This window comes from Mesorhizobium sp. M2A.F.Ca.ET.067.02.1.1, assembly GCF_004023285.1.
In the GTDB taxonomy this organism is placed as follows: domain Bacteria; phylum Pseudomonadota; class Alphaproteobacteria; order Rhizobiales; family Rhizobiaceae; genus Mesorhizobium.
In genome coordinates this window covers 1-627 of sequence record NZ_RZSB01001352.1, presented here as the reverse complement: position 1 = coordinate 627, position 627 = coordinate 1, and the positions used below count along the sequence as shown (strand labels likewise).

Below are 627 nucleotides of genomic sequence, written 5' to 3'. Positions count from 1 at the left end.
GGCACCGCTTCATGCAGCGCCAGCAGAAGATTTCCGCCGCGCAGTTGGCCAAGAAAGTCGGCAAGCGCCTGCCGGTGCTGGTCGACGAGGCGCATGGCGCGTCCGGCAAAGGCCGCACCAAATACGACGCGCCGGAGATCGACGGCTCGGTCCACATCCAGTCGCGGCGGCCGCTGCGCGCCGGCGAGATCGTCACCGTCAAGATCGACCGCGCCGACGCTTACGATCTTTACGGATCGGCCGTCTGATCGTCCTCCAAAGCGAAGGCACACCGAATGAGAAAGGGCGCCGCGCGGCGCCCTTTCCTTTTTGACACCAGTAACTTGCAGCTTACTGCGGCAGCTTGTCGTCGACGCCCTTGACGTAGAAATTCATGCCGAGCAGCGTGCCGTCATCGGCGACTTCGCCGTCCTTCAGCCACGGCGAGCCGTCCTGCTTGGAGACCGGTCCGGTAAAGGGGTTCCAGCCGCCGGCGATCTTCTTCGTGGTCGCCTCCGCCATAGCCTTCACGTCGTCAGGCATGTTGGTGAAGGGCGCGAGCTTTACGGCGCCGTCCTTGATGCCGAGCCACACATTGTCCGGCTTCCAGGTGCCGTCGAGCGCGGCCTGCACGCGGCTGATGTAGTA

The 627-nt window shown here is 64.3% G+C and carries 1 protein-coding gene and 1 pseudogene; one reads left to right on the top strand and one right to left on the bottom strand.

Annotated features, from left to right (window positions below):
• Window positions 1-248 (top strand): TRAM domain-containing protein (locus EOA28_RS37770; RefSeq protein ID WP_128315949.1); only part of this gene is annotated, 248 nt, incomplete at its 5' end.
• Between the two features lie 82 nt (window positions 249-330).
• Here EOA28_RS37770 and EOA28_RS37765 read toward each other — a convergent pair.
• Window positions 331-627, bottom strand: a pseudogene (locus EOA28_RS37765) (BMP family ABC transporter substrate-binding protein); the annotation flags it as partial.